The following is a 22,522-nucleotide window of genomic DNA, read 5'->3' on the forward strand; positions in this document are numbered from 1 at the left end:
GCCGCAGTGGCAAGCCAAATGCTATCTGCCGACACATCCATCACAGCGCCCGCATCAACTCGGCCAGCCAGCTGGCCGGCACGTCGAGCGGCACGGTCACGGTCCAGCCGCGTTCGCTGCGCAGAACAATACCGCTGGAAGCGCCAGTAGGCGTCACACGCACAGGCACAAATGCTGGTGACAACTGCGCTTCGCCCAGCCGCCGCGCCCAGTAGCTGACCTGGCGCTGAGAGACACCGTTCTCAATAGCGAATGCGCGCTGGGACAGGCCGCTTGCCTGCCACCGTGCCACGCGCTCTTGCCACTCGTTAATTTGCTCCACATTTGCCACCATATTTCTCCTCGAAATTGAAGAAAGGAGTGTGGCCGCAGCGTTCAGGAATTCATAGATGGGTGGGCTGGATGCTTACCAATAACTGCAAGCACACGCATTTCCTCATCAGGATCGAGACGTCGATCGCGTTCGGTATCCACTTTCAGCGTCCCGCCGTTCGCCAGGACCTGCCGCTCATCATCGGCGGAATAGGTAGCGAAACCGCGTTTAAACAGACGCAGGGGATTCTGTGCGAGGATCTCGGGGTGCGTGCGGAGAATCCAGTCAAGGCAGCGGGCCAGAGCGCCATGGCGATGCCGTATCGTCGAAGGGGCGAGATTGAGCTCTCGTTTCATGCTGCGTATCCAGCTATTGGCCCAGTCGAAATTCATATTGGCACTGGTCAAGCCCAGCATCTGATTTTCAATGGTGCCCAGCAGCTTGGTTTCTGACACTGGTAACGCGTTCGCACGGACGTACTCAGCGATACAGCGCTTGAGCGACCAGGACGTCGACGGCCCTTTCCGCGGCTCCAGGAGGCTAGCTGGGACGATGCCTTGAGCGAGCAAGCCATCAAGCTGCTGCCCGTAACGCTGCGCTTCGTCGAAAGTGTCAAACGTGGCCCAGAATGTCCTGGGCCACAGCTTGTTCTTCACGCTGAGCTGAAAGGTACCAGAGGGAGTGGTTTTGATCGAGGCCATGAATCCAAGATAGGACTCAAACGCCGAAAAGTCAAACGGCTAGTAGGCCGTTGTGAGGGAGGTGCACCTCCCGTGCCGGGAGGTGCAGACCCTGTTCTAACAAGCTCAGAGTGAGCTAAGTCCTTGATTTTCTGGAGGCGAGGACGGGAATCGAACCCGTCTAAACGGCTTTGCAGGCCGCTGCATAACCTCTTTGCTACCTCGCCAGAGACTTGCTGCGCCACCCTTCTCGGGGTGACAAAAAAAGGAAGCGATGCTTCCCTTTTGAATTCTGGAGCGGGAGAAGAGTCTCGAACTCTCGACCTCAACCTTGGCAAGGTTGCGCTCTACCAACTGAGCTACTCCCGCATTGGAGTTCTGCATTTTACAATTTACCGCTACTGCCTGCCTGACCCAGAACAAACTGGAGCGGGAGAAGAGTCTCGAACTCTCGACCTCAACCTTGGCAAGGTTGCGCTCTACCAACTGAGCTACTCCCGCATCGGAGTCCTGCATTTTACTACTTACCGCCACTTAAAGCCAGTCCAGAAAACTGGAGCGGGAGAAGAGTCTCGAACTCTCGACCTCAACCTTGGCAAGGTTGCGCTCTACCAACTGAGCTACTCCCGCATTTTTTCAAGACCATGATTATCGCAGAAACTGAGCAACATTTCAAGGATAACCTTACGACGTTATTTCCAGCTGACTGGAGCGGGAGAAGAGTCTCGAACTCTCGACCTCAACCTTGGCAAGGTTGCGCTCTACCAACTGAGCTACTCCCGCGTATTACAGCATCGTTACAACATCGTCACAACAGGGCGGCATTATAGAGGATCTGAACAGGCTGTCAAGGATCGACAAACAATTACTGCGATCAATCCATCATGCCGCCCTTTTCCTTGATCAGCGGCCAGGCCAGGCGCATGTAATAGAACATCGACCAGACGGTCAGCACGGCGGCCAGCACCATCAGGTATTCGCCCAACAGCTGGGTGTCGATGAAGCGGAACAGCATGTCATGCCACAGCAGCAGCGGGATGGCGGTCATCTGGGCGGCGGTCTTGATCTTGCCGATCGAGCTGACCGCGACCGAACGCGAGGCGCCGATCTGCGCCATCCATTCGCGCAGCGCCGAAATGGCGATTTCGCGGCCGATGATGATGAAGGCGATGAAATGGTCGACCCGGTCCAGGTGCACCAGCACCAGCAGCGCGCCGGCCACCATCAACTTGTCGGCCACCGGATCGAGGAAGGCGCCGAAGGCCGAGGTCTGGTTCCAGCGGCGCGCCAGGAAGCCGTCGAACCAGTCGGTGACGGCGGCGATGACGAACACCAGGGTGGCCGCCATGTCCTGGTCGGAGCGCGGCAGCCAGTGCACCGGCAGGTAGTACACGCCGACGACGAGCGGAATCAGGGCTACACGTAACCAGGTCAGGAGAATCGGGATATTAAAGGGCATAGAGGGGGGCGCACTGGTTAAGCGTTGATAGATGCTTGCGCCGCTAGTCTACCTTGCTCACGCTGTTTTAACCAGTTTGGGCCGTGCGCGGGGGGAACCGGCACGGCCCGCGTCAATATCGTCAATGCAGCTGCTTGTAAATCTCTTCGGCCAGCTGGGTCGAAATGCCTTCGACCGACATCAGGTCTTCGACGCTGGCGTCGACCACGCCGCGCAGGCCGCCGAAGCGCGCCAGCAGCTTCTGGCGGCGCTTGGCGCCGATGCCCTCGATCTCTTCCAGGCGCGAGGTCTGGCGCGTCTTGGCGCGCTTGGCGCGCATGCCGGTGATGGCAAAGCGGTGCGCCTCGTCGCGGATCAGGGCGACCAGCATCAGCGCCGCCGATTCCTTGCCCAGTTCCTGCGACGCGCGTCCGTCGACGAACATCAATGTCTCGAGGCCGACCCGGCGGCCCTCCCCTTTGGCCACGCCGACGATCAGCGAGATATCCAGGCCCAGTTCGGCGAACACCTGGCGCGCCATTTCGATCTGGCCCTTGCCGCCGTCGATCAGCACCACGTCGGGCATGACGCCGTCGCCGTTGGCGACCTTTTCGTAGCGCCGCATCAGCACCTGGCGCATGGCCGCGTAGTCGTCGCCCGGCGTGATGCCGTTGATGTTGTAGCGCCGGTACTCGCCGTTCTGCATGGCGTGGTGATGGAACACCACGCACGAGGCCTGCGTGGCCTCGCCCTGCGTATGGCTGATGTCGAAGCACTCGATGCGCAGCGCATCGAGGTCGCTCGCGTCGAGCGCGAGCGCTTCGGCCAGCGCGCGCGTGCGCGATTGCTGCGAGCCCTGTTCCGACAGCAGGCGCGCCAGCGAAATGTCGGCGCCCTTCTGCGCCATCTCGAGCCACTGGCGGCGCTGCCCCTGCGGCTGGAAGATCAGGTTGATGCGGTGTCCGCACTGCTCGGTGAGCGCCACCATCAGGGCCGGCTGGTCGAATTCGATATTCAGGATCAGCACTCCGGGGATGAATTTTTCGCTGTAGTGCTGCGCCAGGAACGCGGCCAGCACCTCGACTTCGATCGACCCTTCCGCGATCGCGGCGGCATCGCTGACCTGGGTCGGGAAGTAGGCCCGGTCGCCCAGGTGGCGCCCGCCGCGCACCATGGCCAGGTTGACGCAGGCGCGCCCGCCCTGCACCACCACGGCGATGATGTCGACATCGGCGTCGCCGCCGGTCTCCATGCTTTGCTGGTGCAGCACGCGCGCCAGCGACTGGATCTGGTTGCGCACGGCGGCGGCCTGCTCGAATTTGAGTTCGCCCGCGAAGGCGTGCATCTTCGCTTCCAGGTCGGCCATCACCTCACTCTGGCGCCCGCGCAAAAATTTGGCGGCGTTGTCGACATCGAGCTTGTATTCGTCAGGCGTGATCAGGTCCACGCAGGGCGCGCTGCAGCGGCCGATCTGGTGCAGCAGGCAGGGGCGCGTGCGGTTCGAAAACACGCTGTCCTCGCAGGTGCGCAGCATGAACACCTTCTGCAGGATCTGCATCGACTCCTTGACCGCCCACGCGCTCGGGAAGGGACCGAAATACTGGTTCTTCTTGTCGACCGCGCCGCGGTAGTAGGCCATGCGCGGCACGTCCTGCCCGCTGATCTTCAGGTAGGGATACGATTTATCGTCGCGGAACAGGATGTTGAAACGCGGCTTGAGCGTCTTGATCAGGTTGTTTTCGAGGATCAGCGCTTCGGCCTCGCTGTGCGTGACGGTGGTTTCGAGGCGCGCGATGCGCTCGACCATCATGGCGATGCGCGGGCTGGACAAATTCTTCTGGAAGTAGCTCGAGACGCGCTTCTTCAGGTCGCGCGCCTTGCCCACGTACAGGACCGCATCGTTGGCGTCGAAATAGCGGTACACGCCGGGCAGGCCGGGCAGCTTGGCGACGGTGGCCAGCACCTGTTCGCGCGCGCCCGGGTCGGGTGCGGCGCTGGTATCGGGAGTTACATCGGTCATGGCAAAATCAATCCGGGTCAATTCAACTAGGCTTGCCGGGTGACGATCACGAAGGCGACGCCGTATTCGGCTTCATCGCTCACCGTCACCTGGGCGCAAAGCCCATTTTGCCGCATAAAGTCGGCCAGCGCGCCACTGCACACCATCACTGGCTGGCCTTGCGGCGTATTGAGCATCTGGGCGCTGCGCCAGGCCATCGGCGCGCGCAGCCCGAGGCCGAGCGCCTTGGAGAATGCTTCCTTGGCCGCGAAGCGCGTGGCCAGGTAGCGCAGGCCGCGCACAGCGTTCTGTTCGCGGCGCTGGCGGAACACCGCCAGTTCGTCCTCGCCCAGGATCTTCGAGGCGAAGCGCTCGCTGCGCGCCAGCGCCGCGCCGATGCGGGACACCTGCACGATGTCGGTGCCGATCCCGTAGATCATCGCGCTACGGACGCTCCCGCCGCCAGGCGCGCCGCGACCATGATCGCCTTCATCTCGCGCACCGCGTTCTCGAATCCGGCGAACAGCGCGTGCGCGACGATCGCGTGGCCAATATTGAGTTCGCCGATATCGGCCATCGCCGCAATCGCCTGCACGTTCTGGTAGTGCAGGCCGTGGCCGGCGTTGACCTTGAGCCCGCGCGAGACGCCGTAGCGCGCACCAAGCCGGATCCGCTCGAGTTCCTGCGCCAGTTGATCCTGGCCGGCTTCGGCGTAGCGGCCGGTATGCAGTTCGATCACCGGTACGCCAAGGTCGGCGGCGGCGCCGATCTGCGCTTCGTCGGCGTCGATGAAGAGGCTGACGCGAATGCCCTCCCCCTGCAGCTGCTTGACCGCCGCTTCGACCTCCTTGTAATAGCGGATCACATCGAGGCCGCCTTCGGTGGTCACTTCCTCGCGCCGCTCGGGCACCAGGCAGACATCCTGCGGGCGCACCGAGCAGGCAAAATCGACCATCTCGCGCGTGACCGCCGCTTCCAGGTTCATGCGCGTCATCAGCTGCGGGCGCAGCGCAATCACGTCGGCGTCCTTGATGTGGCGCCGGTCTTCGCGCAGATGCAGGGTGATCACGTCGGCGCCGGCCTGCTCGGCCAGGATCGCCGCGCGCAGCGGGTCCGGATAGACGGTGCCGCGCGCATTGCGCAAGGTCGCCACATGGTCGATGTTCACACCCAGGTCGATGACCGGGCCATTCGGTTGGAGAAAGCTCATAGGGTTGCTCGCTTGCGTGGTTGCGTGATGATGGTTGCGTAATCAGCTTATAACTGCATCAGGTCGATCAGGATCTGGCGCGTGTTCAGGGTGGCGCCGCCCAGCTGGTGCGCCAGCAGGAAGCGCAGCAGGAGCTTGCTCTGCGCCTGCGTGACAGGGTCGCCGTAGTCTTCGCGCTCCATGTCGAGCAGGGTCTTGCCGCACACCACAGGCCAGCTGTCGCCAGCGCGCGCCGGGCGCGCGCCGCGCTCGGGGTCGACCACGTAGTCGCCCTCCGGCTCGACCGCCGCGCGGGTGCTGGTGCAGCGGGTCAGGTCGGCCGCCACGCCTGTCTCTTTAAGTAAGGCCCGTTCGAATTTTCGCAAGACCACCGGCGCCGGTTCGTTATGCGCCAGCTGGTTCAGGGTCGAGACGTAGTGGTCGAACAACAGCGGATGCGGGTCGTCGCGCGCGATCAGCTTGACCAGCAGTTCGTTCAGGTAGAAGCCGCACAGCAGCGCGGTCTTTTCGAGGGGGAGCATGCCGCCCACCCACTCGGCGTCGATCAGGGTGCGCAGCTCGGACCTGCCGCTCCACGCCGCTTGCAGCGGCTGGAAGGTCTGCAGCACGCCGCGCAGTTTCGACAGCGGCCGCTTGGCGCCCTTGGCGACCAGGCCCACGCGGCCGAAGTCGCGCGTGAACATGTCGACGATCAGGCTGGTTTCTTTGTAGGGATAACTGTGCAGCACGAAGGCTGGCTGGCCGCTGACTTTTTCCACGCGCTGGGGCGCGCGCCGCCTGGCGGGCGCCGCCGCGGTCGTCGCTGCCGGGGTGGCGGGCGCCGCCGGCGCTGGTACGGCGACGGTCAGGTCGGCGTCGGTAATGGGCATGCGGGCCGCGGCTGCGCCTTATTCGTAGCCGTAGGCGCGCAGGCCGGCTTCATTGTCGGCCCAACCGGACTTGACCTTGACCCAGATTTCCAGGTACACCGGGCCGCCGAACAGCTTTTCCATGTCGAGCCGCGACTGGGTCGAGACTTCCTTCAGGCGCGCGCCCTTGTTGCCGATGACCATGGACTTGTGGGTGTCGCGCTCGACCAGGATGGCGGCGAACACGCGCCGCAGGTCGCCTTCCTGTTCGAATTTTTCGATCAAGACGGTGCTGGTGTACGGCAGCTCGTCGCCGACCAGGCGGAACAGTTTTTCGCGCACGATTTCGGACGCGAGGAATTTTTCGCTGCGGTCGGTGATGTCATCCGGGCCGAACACCGGCGCGTTCTCAGGCAGCAGGCGCTTGATTTCGTTTTGCAGGCCGTCGAGCTGGAACTTGAGCTTGGCGGACACCGGCACGATGGCCGCGAAATCATGCTTGGCCGCGATCTGCTGGGCGAACGGCATCAGTGCCGCCTTGTCCTTGACCCGGTCCGACTTGTTGATCACCAGGATGCACGGCACGTCGCTCGGCAACAGGTCGATCACTTGCTGGTCGGCCGGCCCGAAGGTGCCCGCTTCGATCAGGTACAGGATCACGTCGGCCGAAATGAGGGTGTTGGTCACCGTCTTGTTGAGCGTCTTGTTGAGCGCATTCGAGTGGCGCGTCTGGAAGCCCGGCGTGTCGACGTAAATGAACTGGGCGTCGTCCACGGTCTGGATGCCGGTGATGCGGTGGCGCGTGGTCTGCGCCTTGCGCGAGGTGATCGAGACCTTGGCGCCGATCAGCACGTTCATCAGGGTCGATTTGCCCACGTTCGGGCGGCCGACGATGGCGATATAGCCACAACGGAAGTTTTCGGGGGTAGTTGTGGCGTTCATGCTGATTTCGTTTCTGGATGCGGGTGTTGAGGGGTTTTGGCGTCGACCGGCAAGGCGCCGTCGTCGTCGCCATGGGAATCGGGATCGGCGTCGCTCTGGATGGTGGCGATGCCGGCCAGCTTGAGCTGGGCGGCGCGCGGCTTGGCCTTGCGGCCGGCCGCCGGGGTTTTCAGCAGGGCTTGCTCGGCCACCTCGAGCGCGAGCTTGGCGGCGGCCTGTTCGCCGGCGCGGCGGCTGCCGCCACGGCCGTAGACCTGGATGCCGAGCTTGGGCACCAGGCATTCGATTTCGAATTCCTGGCTGTGCGCGGCGCCATGGGTGGCCACCACGTTGTAAGTCGGCAAAGAGATCTTTTTGCTTTGCAGGAATTCCTGCAAGAGCGTCTTGGCATCCTTGCCCAGGGTGCGCGGGTCGACCGAGTCGAGGATGGGAATATAGAAGGCGCGGATGACGTCGCGCGCGGCATTGAAACCGGCGTCGAGGAAAATCGCGCCCAGCAGCGCTTCGAGCGTATCGGCCAGGATCGAGGGACGGCGGAAACCGCCCGACTTGAGCTCGCCCTCGCCCAGGCGCAGGAACTGCGACAGTTCCAGCTTCTGGGCGATTTCGTAGAGCGATTGCTGCTTGACCAGGTTGGCGCGCAGGCGCGACAGGTCGCCCTCGTCGATGGCGGCAAAGCGCTCGTACAGGACCGAGGCCACCACGCAGTTCAGGATCGAATCGCCCAAAAACTCGAGGCGCTCGTTATGCAAACTGCTGTGGCTGCGGTGCGTCAAGGCTTGCTGCAACAGGCCAGCATCCTGGAACGTATACCCTAAGCGCGTTTGCAATAACTGAAGATTCATGTGTCGGACTTCTTGGTTGGACTGCCTTAACGGACGGGTTCAGCTGGTTTTTCAGGAATCTTGCCGCTTGGATCGGTGGTGCCGGAATAATCGATCAGCAAGGTGACGTTGGTGATCAGCGGGATGCGCGCGGTATAGTCGAACGCGACCTGGGTCTCGCCGGTATCCTTAGTAATGATCAGATCGGTACCCTTGATGGAGTCGATGCGGTTGATATCGGCGTGCTTGTCGAAGGCCAGCTGGATCTCGCGCACCGTGCCATCGGTCTTCTTGGCCGCCATGACGCCTTCCTTGACCGAGCGGTATTCCAGGAAGGTCGGAAAGACTTTCATGGCAAACATGGCAAGAAACATGATGATTGCCAGCACAAAAATCAGGCCAACCAGGGAAACGCCCTGCTGCTTGGCCAGATTGGCCGGTTTCGGTCCGTACATAGTCAATTCCCTGTGATGTTAGTCAATGCTGCCGATGCGTTTGAGGCTACTGAAATTCATCCAGACGAAAAACGCCTTGCCGACGATATTCTTGTTCGGGACGAATCCCCAGTAGCGGCTGTCGGCGCTGTTGTCGCGATTATCACCCATCATAAAGTAATTGCCCGGAGGTACGACACAAGTAAACTGGTCGGTGCTGTAGGTGCAGGCTTCGTGTTGCGGGAAGGCCTTGACCTGCTCCGGGTTATACGTCAGCTTGCCCGGCTCGTTCAAGATGCGGTGCGGCGGCGCCGACAGGGTTTCCGTGAATTGCTTATGGTACACGAGTCTTTCGTCGTCAAGGTAGTCGTCCAGCGGCGCGTAGCCGAGTTCCTTGCCGTTGACCGAGAGGCGCTTGTTGGCGTAGGTGATTTTATCACCGGGCACGCCGACGACCCGCTTGATGTAGTCCTGCGACATGTCTTCCGGGTACTTGAACACCATCACGTCGCCGCGCTGCGGGTCGTTGACGTCGATGATCTTCTGGTTCAGCACCGGCAGGCGGATGCCGTAGGTGAACTTGTTCACCAGGATCAGGTCGCCGATCATGAGGGTCGGCACCATCGAACCCGAGGGAATCTTGAACGGCTCGTACAGGAACGAGCGCAGGATGAACACCAGCGCGATCACCGGAAAGAAACTGCCCGAATACTCGATCCAGACCGGCTGGCGCAGGATCGCCGCGGTGATCGAGTCGCGGCTGGTGTTGTCGACCTTGATGCCTTCGGCGGTCAGCTTGGCATTGCGCGCGTCGAAGGCGGCCAGGGCCGCATCGGCCGCGGCGCGCCGCTGGCGCGCGAAGTAGAACACATCCAGACACCAGATAATGCCCGTGAGCACCATCGCCACGAACAGGATCAGTGCAAAATTCCCTAAGATAAACTGCAGGTTCATTTATCGTCCACTTGTAAAATTGCCAGGAAGGCTTCTTGTGGAATTTCCACCGAGCCAACCTGCTTCATGCGCTTTTTACCCGCCTTTTGTTTCTCAAGCAATTTCTTCTTACGGCTGATGTCGCCGCCGTAGCACTTGGCCAGCACGTTCTTGCGCAAGGCTTTGACGTTCTCGCGCGAAATGACGGTGGCGCCGATGGCGGCCTGGATCGCCACGTCGAACATCTGGCGCGGAATCAGTTCGCGCATCTTGGCGGCCACCTGGCGGCCACGGAACTGGCTGTTGGCGCGGTGCACGATGATGGCCAGCGCATCGACTTTTTCGCTGTTGATCAGCATGTCGACCTTGACCACGTCGGCCGCCCGGTATTCCTTGAACTCGTAATCCATCGAGGCATAGCCGCGCGAAGTCGACTTGAGGCGGTCGAAGAAGTCGAGGACGATCTCGGCCATCGGCATTTCGTAGATCAGCTTGACCTGGCGGCCGTGGTAGCTCATGTCCATCTGCACGCCGCGCTTGCCGATGCACAGGGTGATCACCGAACCGACGTATTCCTGCGGCATGTACAGATTGACGGTGACGATCGGCTCGCGCACTTCCTCGATCTTGGACGGGTCCGGCATCTTGGACGGATTGTCGACCCGGATCAGGGAACCGTCGCGCATGATCACTTCGTACACCACGGTCGGGGCCGTGGTGATCAGGTCCATGTCGAATTCGCGCTCCAGGCGTTCCTGCACGATTTCCATGTGCAACAGGCCGAGGAAGCCGCAGCGGAAGCCGAAGCCCAGCGCCTGCGACACTTCCGGCTCGTACATCAGGGCCGCATCGTTGAGCTTGAGCTTTTCGAGCGAGTCGCGCAGCGCGTCGTACTGGTTCGCTTCGACCGGGAACAGGCCGGCGAACACTTGCGGCTGGACTTCCTTGAAGCCCGGCAGCGGCGCCGCGGCCGGCTTGGCGGCGTGGGTGACGGTGTCGCCCACTTTGGCGGCCTTGAGTTCCTTGATGCCGGCGATCACAAAACCCACCTGGCCGGCCGAAATTTGCGGCAAGGATTGCGATTTCGGGCTGAACACGCCCACGCTCTCGACCAGCTGCACCGATTCGGAGGCCATCAGCAGGATTTTTTCTTTCGGTTTCAGGGTACCGTTGATCACGCGCACCAGCATCACCACGCCGACGTAGTTATCGAACCACGAGTCGACGATCAGCGCCTGCAGCGGCGCCTCCGGGTCGCCTTTCGGCGGCGGCACGCGGGCGATCAGCGATTCGAGCACGTCTTCCACGCCCAGGCCGCTCTTGGCCGAGCACTTGACGGCGTCGGTCGCGTCGATCCCGATCACGTCTTCGATCTCGGCGATCGCATTGGCCGGATCGGCGTGCGGCAAGTCGATCTTGTTGAGTACCGGCACCACTTCCACGCCCAGGTCGAGCGCGGTGTAGCAGTTGGCCACGGTTTGCGCTTCCACGCCCTGGGAAGCATCGACCACCAGCAGCGCGCCTTCGCAGGCCGACAGCGAGCGCGACACTTCATAGCTGAAGTCGACGTGGCCCGGGGTATCGATCAGGTTCAGGTTGTACACCTGGCCGTCGCGCGCCTTGTAATGCAGGGCCGCGGTCTGGGCCTTGATGGTGATGCCGCGCTCGCGCTCCAGGTCCATCGAATCGAGCACCTGGGCTTCCATGTCGCGGTCGGACAGGCCGCCGCAGATCTGGATGATACGGTCGGCCAGGGTCGATTTGCCGTGATCGATGTGGGCGATGATGGAAAAGTTACGTATGTTGTTCATTAATGCAATTCAAAACCAAGTAGGGAAGGACGACATTCGGGGTGGTCGCGCGCTCTTTGCAGTGCCGGCTAGCCGTATCGGGGCGACGCCGCCCCATACGAAAAAAGCGCTCCGTGGGGGCCATGGCAATCCCCAGGCGAGCGCCTTATCAAGCAAGAGAAGCTGTCAAGCTCAGGACAGAAGCTATTTCCGACCCCCGCATTTTACCGGATTTCAGGGTAGAAAGCCGGCTTAATCCCGAATTCCGCGTAAACATTGTTAAATCAATACATCGAACGTGGCCAGGTAGCCGCGCACCGCCGCCAGGTCGAGGAAGTAGTGGCACAGCTCGGGTTGGGACGGGTCGCCGAACAGCACCGGCACCAGTTCGTCGAAACGCGCCACCAGGGCCGGGTCGGCATCGACATCGATGACCTCCACAGTGAAGCGGACGGTCCCGGTTTGCAGGGCGTTGAGGGCGGCGAGCATGTCGTCGCACAGGTGGCAGTAACCGCGGGAATACAGGGTAAATCGGATCATGGGACGGGGGGCAGGAATGAAAAAGCGGCGGGCGCGCGGCCCGCCGGAGCAACAAGACGGGGACCCGTTACTGGCGCGGGCGGATCACCACGTACTGGGTGGTTTCGTCGCGGCGTACCAGCACGGCGGCGCTTTTCTTGGGATCGAGCCTGGCGACCATGGCGTTGAACTGCTTGGCATCCTTGACTTGAACATTGTTCAGTTGCAGGATCAGGTCGCCCGGACGCAGGCCGGCGCGCGCCGCCGCCCCTTCGCTGGCGTCGACCAGCACGCCGCCGGCAATGTCGAGCTCCTTGCGCTGCACCTCGCTCAGGTCGGACACGTGCAGGCCCACCGCGTTCGGGGCTTGCTCGGGGGCCGGCTTCTTGACGGCGGGCTTGCGCGCGGACTTGTCGTCGTCGAGGGCGACGATGCTCACCGGGATCTCTTTCTGCTGGCCCTGGCGCCACACGGTGACGACTGCCTTGCTGCCGACGGCGGTGGAGCCGACCAGGCGCGGCAGGTCGGCGCTTTTCTCGATATCCTGGCCATTGAATTTGAGGATGATGTCGCCGACCTTGATGCCGCCCTTCTCGGCCGGTCCGCCCGCTTCCACGCGCGCCACTTCGACGCCGCGCGCCTTGCGCAGTCCGAGCGACTCGGCCACTTCCTTGCTCACTTCGCCGATTTCGACGCCCAGGCGGCCGCGCGTGACGCGCCCGGTCTTCTTGAGCTGGTCGGCCACGCGCATCGCTTCGTCGATCGGCACGGCGAAGGAAATGCCGTTGTAGCCGCCGGATAAGGTGGCGATCTGCGAATTGATGCCGATCACTTCACCGCGCATATTGATCAGCGGGCCGCCCGAGTTGCCGGGATTGACCGCGACATCGCTCTGGATCAGCGGCAAATATTCGCCGGTATCGCGCGACTTGGCCGAAATGATGCCGGCCGTAACGGTGTTATCGAGATTAAATGGCGAACCGATGGCGATCACCCATTCGCCGACGCGGATCTTGTTGGAGTCGCCGATGGTCAGGCTGGGCAGCTGCTGCGCTTCGAGCTTGAGCACGGCCACGTCGGAGCGCTTGTCGGAGCCGAGCACCCTGGCCTTGAATTCGCGGCGGTCGGTCAGGGTGACCAGCACTTCGTCGGCGCCATCGACCACATGGGCGTTGGTCAGCACGAAGCCGTCCGCGGAGACGATGAAGCCCGAACCGACCCCGCGCTGCACTTCTTCCTCTTGCGGCTGCTGGGGCGAGCGGCGTCCGCGCGGATCCTGGCCGCGCGGCACCGCGCCGCCGAAGAAGCGGCGCAGGAATTCCTGCATTTCCTCTTCGCTGGGACTGCCCTGCCCCTGCTTGAGTTTTTCGGTGGTGCGGATATTGACCACCGCCGGCCCGACCTTGTCGATCAGGTCGGTAAAGTCGGGCAAGCCCTTGACCAGCGGCGCGCCGGGCGCGGCGGCGGCAACCGCGGCGGCGCCCGCGCTGGGGACAAAGGCCAGGGCCGAAGCGGCGATAAACAGGGCGGAGAAAATCTTGTTGCCAGCGGAAAGTGTCATGGTCATCGGAGTGGGGAATCGGAACAAAGATTGACGTTATGGTAAGCCAAAACGCCATCCTTGTCGCGCCGCCCTGCGCGTGGCGGGTGGCGGGCCAGGTTTTCAAGGAAAAACCCGCCCGCCAGCGGCCGGACTCAGGACACCGGGGCGGTCGGCGGTTTCAGCGCGGGAGCGGCCTTGCCATCGGCCGCGCCATCGGCGGCGCCCGCGGCCACCTCCCCGCTTGCATCCGGCGCGCCGGCCAGACCGGCATCGCCGCCGGCAGCGGCCGCCAGCCCGGCTACGCCCGCCTCCCCGGGTTCGACCGTGGCCGCCGCCTGGACCACGGCAATCGACGCCAGCGCGGCGCCTGCCGCAATGCTGGCCTCGGCCTCGGCCGCGGCCGCGGCGCCGGCATCGAGCGTGTCCGCATCGTCCACGGCCTCGCCGAGCGCCTGGGCGTCGGGGGCGAGCGGCGTTCCCGCGCTCGCGACGGCGCCGGCGCCCTCGGGCGGCACGCCGCCGATCCCGGTCACCGGCCCGGCCGCGCCGGCGGCGACCGCCAGCGCGACCGGCGCCGGAGCGCTGCGCGCCAGCGCCTCGCCCGAGGCGCGCAGCGTGCGCTTGGCGGGCGACGGCTCGGCGGCCAGGCGCGCGGCCAGCTTGTCGGCGAAGCCGGGCGACAGGTGCGGCGCGCCCTGCTCGCGCATGACGTCGCGGATGCGGTGGTAGGCATGCCAGGCGTGCTCGCCCTCGGCCGAGCGCAGCGCGTCGTCGGGCAGCGTGGAAGGCGACAGTTCGTGGTCGCTGAATGCCGAGATCTGCTCCCGGATGGTTTTCGGGGTGTCCATCGATATTTCCATCACTGTGATTGGTGACCAAAAGTTAACCGATTAGAGCGATCATTGCTACACCTAACGTCGTTTGTCATGCGGATCGTCGAGCAAGGGCCTCAACTTGTCGGCAATCACTTCGCGGGCCCGGAAGATGCGGCTGCGCACTGTGCCGATAGGACATGACATGACTTCAGATATTTCCTCGTAGCTCAACCCTTCAATTTCGCGCAGGACAATCGCGGTCCGCAGTTCCAGCGGCAACGCTTCCATCGCGGCATTGACCGTATACGCGATCTGCTTGCTTGCCAACACCGATTCCGGGGTGTTGATATCCCGCAAACTTTCCGCATCTTCAAACGCTTCGGCACGCTCGGCATCGGCCTCGGTCGAGGTCGGGGCGCGCCGGCCCTGTGTGACGAGAAAATTCTTCGCCGTATTGATGCCGATCCGGTACAGCCAGGTATAAAAAGCGGAATCCCCCCTGAAGTGCCGCAAGGCACGATAAGCCTTGATAAATGTTTCCTGTACGACGTCCTCGGCCTCGGCCGGATCATGCACCAGGCGCGACACCAGCCGCATCAGCCTGCGCTGATATTTGCTGACCAGCAGGTCGAACGCCTGCCTCTCGCCAGCCTGGACGCGCTCAACCAGCAGTTGATCACACTCGCGTTCTGTCGTCACTGACCCTGCCCTCTTGGCTGCAGCAGCGAACCGTCCCTATGTCTATAGAGTTGGCCGCTTGCAATAAGTTCAAAGTATTTTGTTATTTCCGACAAATTGTTTGTCCCGCCCGGCAATGGCCCGCAGAGCGACCGATAAGGCCCGGAACTGCGCGCGGGGCACGCTGTCCGGCCAGATGAGCTGCACAGTGATGAGCTTGCCGGTGGGTGAACCCAGCAGCAGGATCAGGCTGTGCGGCCAAATAGTCGATCCGGGAAGCAATTGCAGCACATCCGCTTGCGCCGGTACTGCGCTCAAGCTCTGTTGTACCGTCAGGCGAATCTCGCCGAGTCCAGAAATATCAATCCTGCGCCGCTTTTCCCCCTGTGCCGATGACCTCCATGCAAGCAATGCTGCCACGGCGCAAGCCACGGCGGACACTGCCGTCCAAACGCCAGCCGCGCCAATGCCTGCGGCCCAGCGCCCGGCGAGCGCAAGAGCCACAGCCAGATTGAGCGCGGCGTAGCCAAGCAGGACCAGGCGCAACAAGCGTGACGGCCTGATGCAGGCGGAAACCGCAATCGACATAATCAGTAGGAAAGGTGCTGCGGGGCGCCAGTGCGTCATGGTGCACTGGGCAAATCGGACCCCGGCGAGTGCCGCCGGCGTTTCATCGACGCCCACACTTGAGACAAGTGCGGGCGCCGAAAGTTCATACTATGACGCGAATATTTTCCTGCGCGTCATTGCCCTATGGATAGGGCGGGCGACAACATGTTACGCCTTGCCGAACACCAGGGTGCCGTTGGTGCCGCCGAAGCCGAACGAGTTCTTCACCGCGATGTCGATCTTCATCTCGCGCGCCGTGTTGGCGCAGAAGTCCAGGTCGCAAGCGGGGTCCTGGTTGAAGATGTTGATCGTCGGCGGCGAGATCTGGTGATGCATCGCCAGCACGGTGAATACCGCTTCGAGGCCGCCGGCGCCGCCCAGCAGGTGGCCGGTCATCGACTTGGTCGAATTGACCACCAGCTTGCCGGCATGGTCGCCGAAGGTTTTCTTCAGGCCCTGCACTTCGGCCACGTCGCCCTGCGGCGTCGAGGTACCGTGCGCATTGACGTAATTGACCTGGTCGGCGTTGACGCCGGCGTTGGCCAGGGCCGATTTCATGCAGCGGCTGGCGCCACTGCCGTCTTCGACCGGCGCCGTCATGTGGTAGGCGTCGGCGCTCATGCCAAAGCCCAGCAGTTCGGCGTAGATTTTCGCGCCGCGCGCCTTGGCGTGCTCGTACTCTTCGAGCACCATCACGCCGGCGCCTTCGCCCAGCACGAAGCCGTCGCGGTCGACATCCCATGGACGCGAGGCGGTGGCCGGATCGTCGTTGCGCGAGGACAGCGCGCGTGCCGAGGCGAAACCGCCCAGGCCCAGCGGCGAGATGGTCGCTTCGGCGCCGCCGGCGATCATCACGTCGGCATCGCCGTACTCGATCAGGCGGCCAGCCGCGCCGATGCTGTGCAGGCCGGTGGTGCAGGCCGTGACGATGGCCAGGTTCGGACCGCGCAAGCCGTACTCGATCGACAGGTTGCCCGAAATCATATTAATGATCGAGGCCGGAACGAAGAACGGCGAAATGCGGCGCGGGCCGCGCTTGCTGTAATCTTCTTTGGTGTCTTCGATCAGCGGCAAGCCGCCGATGCCGGAACCGACGATGACGCCGATGCGGTCGGCATTCTCTTCGGTGACTACCAGTCCGCTATCGCGCATGGCTTGCATGCCCGCCGCCATGCCGTAATGGATAAACGTATCCATGTGGCGGGCATCCTTGGCCGAGATGTAATCCTCGATATTGAAACCCTTGACTTCGCCCGCGAAGTGGGTCGAAAAAGGCTGCGCATCAAACCTGGTGATGTTGGCAATGCCCGACTTGCCGGCCAGTGCGGCGTTCCACGTGTCGGCAACCGTGTTGCCGATAGGTGAAACGGCGCCCAGCCCGGTGATGACGACACGACGATTTCGTGAACGGCTCAAGCGATTCTCCCGAGAAAATTGTAAAACTTAGGCCTTGACGTGCGCCGTGGCGTAGTCGATTGCCTGTTTCACGGTGGTGATCTTTTCAGCTTGTTCGTCAGGGATTTCCATTTCGAATTCGTCTTCCAGCGCCATCACCAGTTCGACGGTGTCGAGGGAATCAGCGCCGAGGTCGTCAACGAACGAGGATTCGATTTTGATGTCTACTTCTGCAACGCCCAGTTGCTCAGCGACGATTTTTTTAACGCGTTGTTCGATATCCGACATGTTATGGCTCCATTGTGTGTGTTACGGAAAGTGCGCGCATTTTATCAGGTTTGCGCGGCGAAAAACTAATTTCGGTGTCTGCCGCAAATTCCACCGAACGTACTGCTAAATGACGAGAATTCCCTTTATTCTCTCCGTGCGCAGGGCCGCAAATGGGAGCGGACAAAGGGATTTCAACATCAATTCATATACATTCCGCCATTCACGTGCAGGGTCGTGCCCGTGATGTACGCCGCCTGCGGCCCCGCCAGGAAGGCCACCGCGTGGGCGATGTCTTCCGGCGCGCCCAGGCGGCCCAGCGGAATCTGCGTCAGCAGACCGGTGTGCTGCTCGGCGCTCAAGGCTTTGGTCATATCGGTATCGATAAAGCCGGGCGCGATGCAGTTCACCGTAATGTTGCGGCTGCCGATTTCACGCGCCAGCGCCCGGCTCATGCCGGCCACGCCGGCCTTGGCGGCCGCGTAATTCATCTGCCCCGCGTTGCCGGCCGAGCCGACCACCGAGGTGATATTAATGATACGCCCATGTTTGGCTTTCATCATGCCGCGCAGGACCGCGCGCGACAGGCGCCCCACGGCCGACAGATTGGTGGCGATAACGCTGTCCCATTCCTCGTCCTTCATGCGCATAGCCAATTGATCTTGGGTAATGCCGGCATTGTTGACCAGGATCGACAGGCTGCCGAAGCCCTTTTGCACCTCGTCGATGGTGGCGGCGCAGGCGGCCGGGTCGGTCACATTGAGCACGGCGCCCTTGCCGCCGAACTCGGCGAGGTAGTCGGAGATGGCTTGCGCGCCGCTCTCGGTGGTGGCGGTGCCGACCACTTTGGCGCCCTGGCGGGCCAGTTCGAGAGCGATGGCCTTGCCGATGCCGCGCGACGCGCCCGTTACCAGGGCGACTTGATTTTCCAGATTCATTGATATCCTTTTATGCTGATGTTCTGCGATACTGCGCTTAAAAGCTCAAGCCTGATTGAGGCTGCTCAATACGCGCTCCAGCGAAGCCTGGTCGACCAGCGCCTCGCCCACCAACTGCGCATCGATGCGCTTGGCCATGCCGATCAGCACCTTGCTCGGCGCCGATTCGATCACTTGCGTGACGCCATCGGCCGCCATCTTCTGCATGGTTTCGACCCAGCGCACCGCACCGGCCGCCTGGCGCACCAGCGCATCCTTGATCGCTTCGGGATCGTTCAGGATAGTCACGTCGACGTTGTTGATCAAGTCGATCCGCGGCACGGCGAACGGCACGTCTTTCAGGTACGCGCGCAGGCGGTCGGAAGCGGGTTTGAGCAAGGAGGAGTGGAACGGCGCCGATACCGCCAGCTTCATGGCGCGCTTGGCGCCTTTCGCCTTGGCCAGTTCGCAGGCGCGCTCGACGGCCCCATTGTGGCCGGCGATCACAATCTGGGTCAGCTCGTTGAAATTGACGGCCTCGACCACTTCGGCCGGATTCGCGGCGGCTGCCTCGGCGCAGACCGCGCGCACCTGGTCGGCCGGCAGGCCGAGAATGACGGCCATGCCGCCCTGCCCGACCGGCACCGCTTCTTGCATGGCCTGGGCGCGGAAGCGCACCAGCGGCACCGCATCCTTGAAGGCGATCACGCCGGCCGCGACCAGGGCCGAATACTCGCCCACGCTATGTCCGGCAACCACCGACGGCACGGCGCCGCCGGCCGCGATCCAGGCGCGGTACACGGCGACCGAGACGGTCAGCATGATCGGCTGGGTGTTGGTGGTCAGGTCCAGCTCTTCCTTGGGACCGTCGGCAATCAGCTTGCCGAGGTCGAAACCGAGGGCCTCGCTGGCTTCGGCGATGGTGTGTGCGACCACCGGGTTGCCGGCGAAGCCGTTCAACATGCCGATGGCTTGCGAACCCTGGCCGGGAAATACAAACGCGAATTTACTCATGGGATGATGTCCTCCTATTTTGTTTTTATGGCGGCATCCGCACCAAGGACTGGTGCGGGCAAAAATCGCTTGGCGCAGCCCGCAGGCGGCGCCCGGTCATTACATGCGCACCAGCACGGCGCCCCAGGTAAAGCCGCCGCCGACGCCTTCCATCATGACGTTGTCGCCAGCCTTGATGCGGCCGTCGCGCACGGCGATGTCGAGCGCCAGCGGAATCGAGGCGGCCGAGGTATTGCCATGCTGGTCGACCGTGACCACCATTTTGTCCAACGGCAAGCCGAGCTTTTTGGCCGTGCTTTTCATGATGCGGATATTCGCCTGGTGCGGCACCAGCCAGTCGAGCTGGTCGGCCGTCATGCCGGCGTGTTCCAGCACTTCGTTGGCCACCTGTTCGAGCACGGTGACGGCCAGCTTGAAGACGGCCGGGCCATCCATGTACAGGAAGCCGCTGCCGGCGATCGCGCCGCCGGCCAGGGTGCCCGGCACGCTCAGGATGTCCGAATAGCGCCCGTCGGCATGCAGCTTGGTCGAGAGGATGCCCGGCTCTTCCGAGGCGGACAGGACGATGGCGCCGGCGCCGTCGCCGAACAGCACGCAGGTGGTGCGGTCGTTAAAGTCGAGAATGCGCGAAAACACTTCGGCGCCGATCACCAGCACGTTCTTGTGCGCGCCCGACTTGATGAAGGCGTCCGCCACCGACACCGCATACACGAAGCCGCTGCAGACAGCCTGCACATCGAAGGCGGCGCTGTTGTTGTGCATGCCGAGCTTGCGCTGGACGATGCAGGCGGTGCTGGGAAAGCTGCCGTGAAAGTCCGGGGTCGAGCTGGCCACGATGACGAGGTCGATTTCCTCGGCATGCTTGCCGGCCATCTCGAGCGCCTGTTTGGCGGCCGCGACCGCCAGGTCCGAGGACAGTTCGTCCGGCGCTGCGTAATGCCGGTTCGAAATGCCGCTGCGCGAGACGATCCACTCGTCCGAGGTTTCGATGCCCTTGGCCGCCAGTTGCTCGGTCAGGTCGCCGTTGGAGACGCGCTTGGCCGGCAGATAGCTGCCGGTGCCGATAATTTTGCTGTACAAGGTCATGCTGGCCGTCCTACGAGTGGGTTATTCCTGGCACTTCCGGGTCAGGCGTGCGGGGCATCAACTCGGTGATCATGGCCGAGAGCTGCTCCTGCACATTGTATTTTGCCGCGTCAAACGCCCTTTTGATCGCCCACTCATACGAGTACGCATCGGCGCCGCCATGGCTCTTGAACACCAGACCGCGCAAACCGAGCAGGCTGGCACCGTTGTAGCGCGAAGGATTGAAACGGTTCGAAAATTTCTTCAGCGCACCGCGCCCGATCAGCGCACCCAGCATGGTCAGCGGATTGCGCTTGAACTCGGTGGTCAGGGCATCCTTGACGAAGCGGCCCAGTCCCTCGGCCGCCTTGAGCGTGACGTTGCCGACGAAACCGTCGCACACCACGATGTCGGTGGTGCCCTTGAAGATATCGTTGCCTTCGACATTGCCGAAGAAATTCAGGGCGCCGCGCTCATGGTCTTCGCGCAGCAGCTTGGCGGTGGCCTTGACCACTTCATTGCCCTTGATTTCTTCGGTGCCCACATTGAGCAGGCCGATGGTGGGCCGCTTGATGCCTTCCATGGCCGAGACCAGCACCGAACCCATGATGGCGAACTGGTGCAGGTGATGCGGCTCGCAGTCGACGTTCGCGCCCAGGTCCAGCATATAGGTCGGGCCGTCTTTCTGGTTGGGAAGGATCGAGCAGATGGCGGGACGGTCGACCCCGGCCATGGTCTTGAGCACATAGCGCGAGACCGCCATCAGGGCGCCGGTATTGCCGGCGGACACGCAGGCCTGGGCCTTGCCGTCTTTCACCAGCTCGATCGCCACGCGCATCGACGAATCCTTCTTGCGGCGCAGCGCGATTTCGATGGGATCGTCCATCGTCACCACTTCCGAGGCATGCAGGATGGACAGGCGCGGATGGCTGTCGGCTTTGTGTTTTTTCAGTTCGGCGCGCACCTCGTCCTGCAGGCCGACCAGAATCAGTTCTGCTTCAGGTTCGCTGTCAAGGAAAGAAAGTGCTGCGGGGATAGTAACTGACGGGCCATGATCGCCGCCCATGCAGTCAATGGAAATTTTAATTGTCATTTTGTGGATTCGTACCGCGACTCAACAGCGTGTGGCGGCAGGATGCGATCTGTATGTGGACGAACGCCAAGCAGAGTCTGCGTAATTCGAAATGACGGAGTGCAAAGCTGGTTTGCAGCCGGGGACAAAGAAAAAGCGGTGCGACGCACAAAAAAGTCGTTGCACCGCTTTTATCTTACTCAAACTAAAACGTCGATTACTCGTCGTTTTTGGTTTTGAGAACTTTGCGACCACGGTAAAAGCCGTTAGGGCTGATGTGGTGACGCAGGTGCGTTTCACCGGTGGTTGGCTCGATGCCCAGTTGTGGCGCGACCAGGAAGTCGTGCGAACGGTGCATACCGCGCTTCGAAGGGGATTTCTTGTTTTGCTGAACAGCCATGATGACTCCTAATACATAAGTTCTAAAATTCTAACACAATCGATCAGCAAATACATGCGAATCGAGTATCCCAGCGGCAAAATTTCTTTACCGACATGTTTTAACGCCGACCTACCTTTACTACCAATGCCATACTCGACTACAACACGCGTTTGACACGTTCTTGACTACTACTTGTTCTGTATTCCAGCCCGCATTCCAGCCATTCTTGGCGTGCAGACTACTCCGGCTTGAGATTCTTCAGCCCCGCAAAGGGCGACGGCTTGTCGGACTTGACCACGTCGAGCAGTTTGTTGTCCGGGCACACGTCATGTTTCGGCACTTGCGGCAGGGCCAGCAAGGCTTCGTCTTCAAACAGGTCGCGCACATCGCATTCGCGGCTGCCGACGATGACGTCGATGCTCTCGTCGTTCAAGGCCTCTTCGATCTCGTCCGCATGCTCGTCATCCTTGCCGAGCATCAGCACGGTGGACGACTCCATCTCGTAAGCGAACGGGGCCAGGCAACGCTGGCATACCAGCTGGACCGTGCCGGAGACCGACAAGGTCAATTGCGGATAGCCCAGCTTGCTGGTCGACCCATCGATGGTCCAGGCGATCTGGCCCGACTGGTCGGCACAATCCTTGTTCAACCGGCTCATTTCAGCGACAGGCGTGACGCCTTCGCGATGGCCGTTGCTTCGACAAAACTCAAAAGCGTCGATGACAAAAGCACTCATTGCAGAAATTTTCCCCGGAAAACCTGCGATAATAACAGGCTTCTCGTTGTGGAGTCAAACACTTAGCGCGAATATTTGGGCAAGGACCCGCGCGCTGTT

At 62.2% G+C, this 22,522-nt stretch carries 25 protein-coding genes and 5 tRNA genes; all 30 read right to left on the minus strand.

The features are described 5' to 3' along the window. Nucleotides 1-40: 40 nt before the first annotated feature. Nucleotides 41-334 (minus strand): IS66 family insertion sequence element accessory protein TnpA, encoded by a 294-nt coding sequence (gene tnpA / locus F2P45_RS07665; RefSeq protein ID WP_166872397.1) that lies wholly within the window; start codon nt 332-334, stop codon nt 41-43. A gap of 41 nt (nt 335-375) precedes the next feature. After that, nucleotides 376-1,014, minus strand: coding sequence for a hypothetical protein (locus F2P45_RS07670; protein ID WP_166872401.1), 639 nt, complete (start codon nt 1,012-1,014; stop codon nt 376-378). Between the two features lie 132 nt (nt 1,015-1,146). Further along, a tRNA-Cys gene (locus tag F2P45_RS07675) sits at nt 1,147-1,220 on the minus strand. A gap of 66 nt (nt 1,221-1,286) precedes the next feature. Beyond that, nucleotides 1,287-1,362: transfer RNA gene (locus F2P45_RS07680), tRNA-Gly, on the minus strand. Between the two features lie 56 nt (nt 1,363-1,418). Next, a tRNA-Gly gene (locus tag F2P45_RS07685) sits at nt 1,419-1,494 on the minus strand. Between the two features lie 53 nt (nt 1,495-1,547). Further along, a tRNA-Gly gene (locus F2P45_RS07690) sits at nt 1,548-1,623 on the minus strand. Between the two features lie 77 nt (nt 1,624-1,700). Beyond that, nucleotides 1,701-1,776: transfer RNA gene (locus F2P45_RS07695), tRNA-Gly, on the minus strand. A gap of 91 nt (nt 1,777-1,867) precedes the next feature. Then, nucleotides 1,868-2,452: a CDP-diacylglycerol--glycerol-3-phosphate 3-phosphatidyltransferase gene (pgsA, locus tag F2P45_RS07700; protein WP_166872405.1), complete on the minus strand. Its 585-nt coding sequence runs from the start codon at nt 2,450-2,452 to the stop codon at nt 1,868-1,870. Nucleotides 2,453-2,573: 121 nt separating this feature from the next. Further along, on the minus strand, nt 2,574-4,451 hold the full coding sequence (gene uvrC, locus F2P45_RS07705; RefSeq protein ID WP_166872408.1) for an excinuclease ABC subunit UvrC: 1,878 nt from the start codon (nt 4,449-4,451) through the stop codon (nt 2,574-2,576). Nucleotides 4,452-4,477: 26 nt separating this feature from the next. Further along, nucleotides 4,478-4,870, minus strand: a complete 393-nt coding sequence (gene acpS / locus F2P45_RS07710) for a holo-ACP synthase (protein ID WP_166872411.1) — start codon at nt 4,868-4,870, stop codon at nt 4,478-4,480. Next, nucleotides 4,867-5,640 (minus strand): pyridoxine 5'-phosphate synthase, encoded by a 774-nt coding sequence (gene pdxJ / locus F2P45_RS07715; RefSeq protein ID WP_166872414.1) that lies wholly within the window; start codon nt 5,638-5,640, stop codon nt 4,867-4,869. The genes acpS and pdxJ overlap by 4 nt, the downstream gene beginning before the upstream one ends. 47 nt (nt 5,641-5,687) lie before the next feature. Then, nucleotides 5,688-6,509, minus strand: a complete 822-nt coding sequence (recO, locus tag F2P45_RS07720; RefSeq protein ID WP_166872417.1) for a DNA repair protein RecO — start codon at nt 6,507-6,509, stop codon at nt 5,688-5,690. An 18-nt stretch (nt 6,510-6,527) separates the two neighbouring features. Beyond that, nucleotides 6,528-7,430 (minus strand): GTPase Era, encoded by a 903-nt coding sequence (era, locus tag F2P45_RS07725; protein WP_166872420.1) that lies wholly within the window; start codon nt 7,428-7,430, stop codon nt 6,528-6,530. Then, on the minus strand, nt 7,427-8,275 hold the full coding sequence (gene rnc, locus F2P45_RS07730) for a ribonuclease III (RefSeq protein WP_229504965.1): 849 nt from the start codon (nt 8,273-8,275) through the stop codon (nt 7,427-7,429). The genes era and rnc overlap by 4 nt, the downstream gene beginning before the upstream one ends. 26 nt (nt 8,276-8,301) lie before the next feature. Next, nucleotides 8,302-8,709, minus strand: coding sequence for a DUF4845 domain-containing protein (locus F2P45_RS07735; protein WP_166872423.1), 408 nt, complete (start codon nt 8,707-8,709; stop codon nt 8,302-8,304). An 18-nt stretch (nt 8,710-8,727) separates the two neighbouring features. After that, on the minus strand, nt 8,728-9,642 hold the full coding sequence (lepB, locus tag F2P45_RS07740; protein WP_166872427.1) for a signal peptidase I: 915 nt from the start codon (nt 9,640-9,642) through the stop codon (nt 8,728-8,730). Beyond that, a complete protein-coding gene (lepA, locus tag F2P45_RS07745) occupies nt 9,639-11,432 on the minus strand; it encodes a translation elongation factor 4 (RefSeq protein WP_166872430.1) in 1,794 nt (597 codons plus the stop codon). The genes lepB and lepA overlap by 4 nt, the downstream gene beginning before the upstream one ends. Nucleotides 11,433-11,690: 258 nt before the next feature. Then, nucleotides 11,691-11,951, minus strand: coding sequence for a glutaredoxin family protein (locus F2P45_RS07750; protein ID WP_166872433.1), 261 nt, complete (start codon nt 11,949-11,951; stop codon nt 11,691-11,693). A 67-nt stretch (nt 11,952-12,018) separates the two neighbouring features. Beyond that, the gene (locus F2P45_RS07755; protein WP_166872436.1) at nt 12,019-13,491 is read right to left on the minus strand and encodes a DegQ family serine endoprotease; all 1,473 of its coding nucleotides are present in this window, start codon (nt 13,489-13,491) and stop codon (nt 12,019-12,021) included. Nucleotides 13,492-13,625: 134 nt separating this feature from the next. Next, nucleotides 13,626-14,333, minus strand: a complete 708-nt coding sequence (locus tag F2P45_RS35585) for a sigma-E factor negative regulatory protein (protein WP_229504966.1) — start codon at nt 14,331-14,333, stop codon at nt 13,626-13,628. 51 nt (nt 14,334-14,384) lie between these two features. Further along, nucleotides 14,385-14,987, minus strand: a complete 603-nt coding sequence (rpoE, locus tag F2P45_RS07765) for an RNA polymerase sigma factor RpoE (RefSeq protein ID WP_166872439.1) — start codon at nt 14,985-14,987, stop codon at nt 14,385-14,387. Nucleotides 14,988-15,056: 69 nt separating this feature from the next. Continuing rightward, nucleotides 15,057-15,593 (minus strand): protein YgfX, encoded by a 537-nt coding sequence (locus F2P45_RS07770; RefSeq protein ID WP_308613389.1) that lies wholly within the window; start codon nt 15,591-15,593, stop codon nt 15,057-15,059. Between the two features lie 150 nt (nt 15,594-15,743). Further along, nucleotides 15,744-16,991: a beta-ketoacyl-ACP synthase II gene (gene fabF / locus F2P45_RS07775; RefSeq protein ID WP_166872445.1), complete on the minus strand. Its 1,248-nt coding sequence runs from the start codon at nt 16,989-16,991 to the stop codon at nt 15,744-15,746. 27 nt (nt 16,992-17,018) lie between these two features. Continuing rightward, nucleotides 17,019-17,258 carry an acyl carrier protein gene (acpP, locus tag F2P45_RS07780; RefSeq protein WP_018059410.1) on the minus strand — a complete coding sequence of 80 codons (240 nt, stop codon included), beginning with the start codon at nt 17,256-17,258 and terminating at the stop codon, nt 17,019-17,021. Nucleotides 17,259-17,437: 179 nt separating this feature from the next. Beyond that, a complete protein-coding gene (gene fabG / locus F2P45_RS07785; protein WP_166872448.1) occupies nt 17,438-18,175 on the minus strand; it encodes a 3-oxoacyl-ACP reductase FabG in 738 nt (245 codons plus the stop codon). A 45-nt stretch (nt 18,176-18,220) separates the two neighbouring features. Continuing rightward, nucleotides 18,221-19,168, minus strand: coding sequence for an ACP S-malonyltransferase (gene fabD / locus F2P45_RS07790; RefSeq protein WP_166872450.1), 948 nt, complete (start codon nt 19,166-19,168; stop codon nt 18,221-18,223). A gap of 99 nt (nt 19,169-19,267) precedes the next feature. After that, nucleotides 19,268-20,254 (minus strand): beta-ketoacyl-ACP synthase III, encoded by a 987-nt coding sequence (locus tag F2P45_RS07795; protein ID WP_308613391.1) that lies wholly within the window; start codon nt 20,252-20,254, stop codon nt 19,268-19,270. 10 nt (nt 20,255-20,264) lie between these two features. Further along, nucleotides 20,265-21,326 (minus strand): phosphate acyltransferase PlsX, encoded by a 1,062-nt coding sequence (gene plsX, locus F2P45_RS07800; protein WP_166872453.1) that lies wholly within the window; start codon nt 21,324-21,326, stop codon nt 20,265-20,267. A gap of 196 nt (nt 21,327-21,522) precedes the next feature. Then, nucleotides 21,523-21,705 (minus strand): 50S ribosomal protein L32, encoded by a 183-nt coding sequence (gene rpmF, locus F2P45_RS07805; RefSeq protein WP_008449924.1) that lies wholly within the window; start codon nt 21,703-21,705, stop codon nt 21,523-21,525. A gap of 220 nt (nt 21,706-21,925) precedes the next feature. Then, entirely contained in the window at nt 21,926-22,423 is a 498-nt protein-coding gene (locus F2P45_RS07810; protein ID WP_166872456.1) for a YceD family protein, read from the minus strand. Nucleotides 22,424-22,522 lie beyond the last annotated feature (99 nt).

This window comes from Massilia mucilaginosa, from assembly GCF_011682145.1.
In the GTDB taxonomy this organism is placed as follows: domain Bacteria; phylum Pseudomonadota; class Gammaproteobacteria; order Burkholderiales; family Burkholderiaceae_D; genus Telluria_A; species Telluria_A mucilaginosa.

Excerpts from the sequence above, each read along its gene's own strand:
- F2P45_RS07750 (WP_166872433.1), bottom strand. The coding sequence starts at position 11,951 with ATGATCCGATTTACCCTGTATTCCCGCGGTTACTGCCACCTGTGCGAC.
- era (WP_166872420.1), bottom strand. The coding sequence starts at position 7,430 with ATGAACGCCACAACTACCCCCGAAAACTTCCGTTGTGGCTATATCGCC.
- uvrC (WP_166872408.1), bottom strand. The coding sequence starts at position 4,451 with ATGACCGATGTAACTCCCGATACCAGCGCCGCACCCGACCCGGGCGCG.
- tnpA (WP_166872397.1), bottom strand. The coding sequence starts at position 334 with ATGGTGGCAAATGTGGAGCAAATTAACGAGTGGCAAGAGCGCGTGGCA.
- rpmF (WP_008449924.1), bottom strand. The coding sequence starts at position 21,705 with ATGGCTGTTCAGCAAAACAAGAAATCCCCTTCGAAGCGCGGTATGCAC.
- recO (WP_166872417.1), bottom strand. The coding sequence starts at position 6,509 with ATGCCCATTACCGACGCCGACCTGACCGTCGCCGTACCAGCGCCGGCG.
- pgsA (WP_166872405.1), bottom strand. The coding sequence starts at position 2,452 with ATGCCCTTTAATATCCCGATTCTCCTGACCTGGTTACGTGTAGCCCTG.
- fabD (WP_166872450.1), bottom strand. The coding sequence starts at position 19,168 with ATGAGTAAATTCGCGTTTGTATTTCCCGGCCAGGGTTCGCAAGCCATC.
- F2P45_RS07735 (WP_166872423.1), bottom strand. The coding sequence starts at position 8,709 with ATGTACGGACCGAAACCGGCCAATCTGGCCAAGCAGCAGGGCGTTTCC.
- F2P45_RS07755 (WP_166872436.1), bottom strand. The coding sequence starts at position 13,491 with ATGACACTTTCCGCTGGCAACAAGATTTTCTCCGCCCTGTTTATCGCC.
- lepA (WP_166872430.1), bottom strand. The coding sequence starts at position 11,432 with ATGAACAACATACGTAACTTTTCCATCATCGCCCACATCGATCACGGC.
- F2P45_RS07670 (WP_166872401.1), bottom strand. The coding sequence starts at position 1,014 with ATGGCCTCGATCAAAACCACTCCCTCTGGTACCTTTCAGCTCAGCGTG.
- plsX (WP_166872453.1), bottom strand. The coding sequence starts at position 21,326 with ATGACAATTAAAATTTCCATTGACTGCATGGGCGGCGATCATGGCCCG.
- F2P45_RS07795 (WP_308613391.1), bottom strand. The coding sequence starts at position 20,254 with ATGACCTTGTACAGCAAAATTATCGGCACCGGCAGCTATCTGCCGGCC.
- F2P45_RS07810 (WP_166872456.1), bottom strand. The coding sequence starts at position 22,423 with ATGAGTGCTTTTGTCATCGACGCTTTTGAGTTTTGTCGAAGCAACGGC.
- F2P45_RS35585 (WP_229504966.1), bottom strand. The coding sequence starts at position 14,333 with ATGGAAATATCGATGGACACCCCGAAAACCATCCGGGAGCAGATCTCG.
- acpP (WP_018059410.1), bottom strand. The coding sequence starts at position 17,258 with ATGTCGGATATCGAACAACGCGTTAAAAAAATCGTCGCTGAGCAACTG.
- acpS (WP_166872411.1), bottom strand. The coding sequence starts at position 4,870 with ATGATCTACGGGATCGGCACCGACATCGTGCAGGTGTCCCGCATCGGC.
- rnc (WP_229504965.1), bottom strand. The coding sequence starts at position 8,275 with ATGAATCTTCAGTTATTGCAAACGCGCTTAGGGTATACGTTCCAGGAT.
- pdxJ (WP_166872414.1), bottom strand. The coding sequence starts at position 5,640 with ATGAGCTTTCTCCAACCGAATGGCCCGGTCATCGACCTGGGTGTGAAC.
- F2P45_RS07770 (WP_308613389.1), bottom strand. The coding sequence starts at position 15,593 with ATGACGCACTGGCGCCCCGCAGCACCTTTCCTACTGATTATGTCGATT.
- fabG (WP_166872448.1), bottom strand. The coding sequence starts at position 18,175 with ATGAATCTGGAAAATCAAGTCGCCCTGGTAACGGGCGCGTCGCGCGGC.
- lepB (WP_166872427.1), bottom strand. The coding sequence starts at position 9,642 with ATGAACCTGCAGTTTATCTTAGGGAATTTTGCACTGATCCTGTTCGTG.